This is a genomic window from Mesorhizobium sp. M7A.F.Ca.ET.027.02.1.1 (assembly GCF_004022985.1).
Classification (GTDB): Bacteria; Pseudomonadota; Alphaproteobacteria; order Rhizobiales; family Rhizobiaceae; genus Mesorhizobium.
The window spans coordinates 1-3766 of the sequence record NZ_RZOL01000511.1 but is presented as its reverse complement, the minus strand read 5'-3'; the positions used below and the strand labels follow the sequence as shown (position 1 = coordinate 3766).

Annotated in this window: 2 protein-coding genes; both read right to left on the bottom strand. The window is 64.4% G+C overall.

What is annotated here, in order from left to right:
• On the bottom strand, positions 1 to 2772 hold a 2772-nt coding region (locus EN749_RS32395; RefSeq protein WP_128364696.1), incomplete at its 3' end, for an error-prone DNA polymerase.
• Positions 2769 to 3766 (bottom strand): DUF6504 family protein (locus EN749_RS32390; RefSeq protein WP_128364695.1); only part of this gene is annotated, 998 nt, incomplete at its 5' end. The genes EN749_RS32390 and EN749_RS32395, both read right to left, overlap by 4 nt.

Here is a 3766-nt window from a genome sequence, read left to right as displayed (position 1 = left end):
CTCGGGCTCCAGCTCGCGCAGGCGAAGCGCCGGCTGGTCGAACAGCGGCAGCCTGTCGGCGGCGCTCTTGCCGTCGAGCGCGCGCACCGCCCACAAGGCTTGGCGACGATCAAGGCCGAGCGAACGGAAGGCATCGGCCTGCGCCAGCCGCTCGATGTCGCCGACATCGAGGCCGGAGCGCAACCAGACATCCCGGACGGATACGTAGCCTGAGCCGCGCTGTTCGACGAAAGCTGCCATGCGCTCCTTCGACAGGCCCTTGATCTGGCGGAAGCCGAGCCGGACGGCATGCTTCGTCTCGATGACGCCGCGCATGTCGGCATGGCGCGGGAGGATACGGGCCGGATCGAAAGGTGCTTTCTCCAGCGTACAATCCCACACCGAAAAATTGACGTCGACATCGCGAATGTCGACGCCATGGTCGCTTGCGTCGCGCACCAGCTGGGCCGGCTGGTAAAACCCCATCGGCTGCGAATTCAGGATCGCGGCGCAGAACACGTCGGGATAGAAGGTCTTGAACCAGCAGGAGGCATAGACGAGCAGGGCGAAGGAAGCGGCATGGCTTTCGGGAAAGCCATATTCGCCAAAGCCCTCGATCTGCTTGAAACAGCGCTCGGCGAAGTCCTTCGTGTAGCCCTTGCCGACCATGCCATTGATCATACGGTCGCGGTAATTGCCGATGGTGCCGGTGCGCTTGAAGGTGGCCATGGCGCGGCGCAGTTCATCGGCCTCGCCCGGTTTGAAGCCACCGGCAACGATGGCGATATTCATCGCCTGCTCCTGGAACAGCGGCACGCCTAGTGTCTTGCTGAGGATCGCCTCCAGCTCCGGTTTTTGATACTCGGGTTTTTCCTTGCCTTGCCGGCGGCGCAGATAGGGGTGGACCATGTCGCCCTGGATCGGGCCCGGCCGCACGATCGCCACCTCGATGACAAGGTCATAAAAGGTTTTCGGCTCAAGGCGCGGCAGCATCGACATCTGCGCCCGCGATTCAATTTGGAAGACGCCAAGCGTATCGGCGCGGCAGATCATTTTGTAAACTTGCCTATCCTCCGGCGGCAGGGTGGCCAGCACATAAGGTCGGCCGTATTTGTCTCGCGCCTTTGGATAGTGGTCAGTAAGCAAGGTGAAGGCGCGCTGGAGGCAGGTCAGCATGCCGAGCGCCAGCACGTCGACTTTCAGGATCTTCACCGCGTCCAGATCGTCCTTGTCCCATTCGACCATCTTGCGCTCGTCCATCGCCGTCTTGACGATGGGCACGATCTCGTCGAGCCGGTCCCTGGTTATGACGAAGCCGCCGACATGCTGCGACAGATGGCGGGGGAAGCCCATGATCTCATTGGCACGTTCCATCACGTGCCTCGACACCGGATCGGTGCGGTCGAGGCCGCCGGCGCGGGCTTCCTTCTCGCCAAGCTCCGATGTCGACCAACCCCAGATCGAGCCGGAAAGCGATGCCCTGACATCCTCGGACAGGCCCATCGCCTTCGACACTTCGCGCAGCGCCGAACGGCCGCGATAGCTGATGACGGCGGCCGCAAGTGCCGTGCGCTTGCCGCTGTATTTCTCGTAGATGTACTGGATTACGGTTTCGCGCTTTTCGTGCTCGAAATCGACGTCGATATCCGGCGGCTCGTTTCTCTCCTCGGAAATGAAGCGCTCGAAGAGCGAATCGATTTTTTCCGGTCCTACTTCGGTGATGCCGATGCAGAAGCAGACGACCGAATTGGCGGCCGATCCACGTCCCTGGCAGAGAATATCCTTGCTGCGCGCGAACTTGACGATGTCGTAGACAGTCAGGAAATAGCGGGCATAGTTGAGGCGTTCGATCAAAGCGAGCTCTTCCTCGATGCGCCTGGTCACCGAATCCGGCACACCCGCCGGATAGCGGTTGCCCGCTCCCTCCCGCGCCAGCCGCTCCAGTTCAGCCTGTGGGCCAAGACCCGATTCCGTCGGCTCGTCGGGGTAGTTGTACTGGAGGTCGCCAAGCGAGAAGGTCAATTCTTCCGCAAACCGCAGCGTCTCGGCCAGCGCCTGCGGATGCCGGCGGAACAGGCGCGCCATCTCCATTGGCGGCTTCAGATGACGCTCGGCATTGGCGCTGAGTTGCAGCCCGACCTCGGCGACGGGCGTGTTGAGGCGGATCGCGGTCAGCACGTCCTGCAGCGGGCGCCGTTCGGCCGTGTGGTAGAGAACGTCGTTGGTCGCCATCAGCGGAATACCGACGCTCTCGGCAAGCGCCGCGGCCTGCTCGACGCGGAAACGGTCATTGCCGGCGTAGTCGGGCGAAACGCCAAGCCGCAGGTTCCTGCCGAAGCGGCCTTTGAGGTCTCCAAGCAGGGGAAGACTATCTTCCGCGCCCGCCGACAGACCGGGCAGGACCGCCAGCGACATCAGGTCACCCCATTCGAGGAGGTCGCCCCGCTGGAGAAGGGTGGCGCCTTTTTCGTTCTCGTCGCGCAGATTGGCTTGGGTAAGCATGCGGCACAGATGTCCCCAGCCCTTGCGGTCCTGGGGATAGGCGAGGATGTCCGGCGTGCCGTCGCCGAAAACCAGCCGGCAGCCGGGGTGATAGGAGAGCTTTTCGACCTTGGCCTGCTGCCAGGCGCGCACCACGCCGGCCACCGTGTTGCGGTCGGCAAGCCCGATCGCCGAGAAGCCCAGGAGCTTGGCCGCGACCACCAGCTCCTCCGGCTTGGAGGCGCCGCGCAGGAAGGAGAAATTCGACTGGATGCCGAACTCGGCATAGGGGATGACGGTCAGCGCGTTCATGCGAAGACACCATGCATGAACCAGCGCGGCGGGACCTGCGTGTTGCCATAAAGACCTTGCCGATAGAGCCAATAGCGGCGACCATCGGCGTCCTCGATACGGAAATAGTCGCGGGTTGACGTGATCGGATCGCTCGCTGCCTCGCGCCACCATTCGGCGGCGATGCGTTCCGGCCCTTCGGCGCGCGTGACCCGGTAGAGCGCGCGCCGCCAGCGGAAGTGCAGCGGTGGTCCTTCCGGCATTTCAGTGGCCGGCACATCGATGGGTTCGGGCGAGCGGAACAGCCGGATTGGCCGTTCCGGCGGAAAAATGGTTTGTGGCGCCTGCAGCCTGCCGGGCTTTTTCGGCGGCGTGGTCCGGCGCGGCGCTTCGGTGAAGGGGATCGTGGCGACAGCACGCTCCGGCAGATGGCTCTCGACCGCGACCGGCCGGAGAACCGCGCCCTCGCCGAGCCGGGCGCGGATGCGGTCGGCGAACAGCGCGATATCGGCGCCATCGTCGATCGTTTCACCAGTCAGATCAGCCTGCTGCATGTCGAAGGTGGCTGCCGCCAACACCGAGAGCCGCACCAGATCGAAACCATAGCCGGCATCGATATCCTGCTCGAGCGCGGCCAGCCTTTCGTGGAACAGTTTCTGGATCAGCATGGGTTCGCGCATCGGCCGCGAGGTGCCGATGGCGATGCGGCTGACGGCGCCGTCGACGCGGAAGAGCAGCAGCGCCAGTGTCCTGGCACCCTCGCCGCGGCGTTCGAGATCGGTTTTCAAGGTCGCCGCCAGCATGCCCACCAGGCGTTCGATGTCCTCGGTCAGGGTAACGGGTTCGGCGAGGTGGCGTTCGACCGAAAGCGGCGCGACGGGAAGGCGCGGCGACACCGCTTCGTCGAGACGGCCAAGCGCCTGGTCGAGGCGCAGGAGCAGCAAGGCGCCAAAGCGGCGGGCGAGCGGCGCGCGCGGTGCCGCCATGACGGCGCCCGCCGTGCGCAGGCCTACAC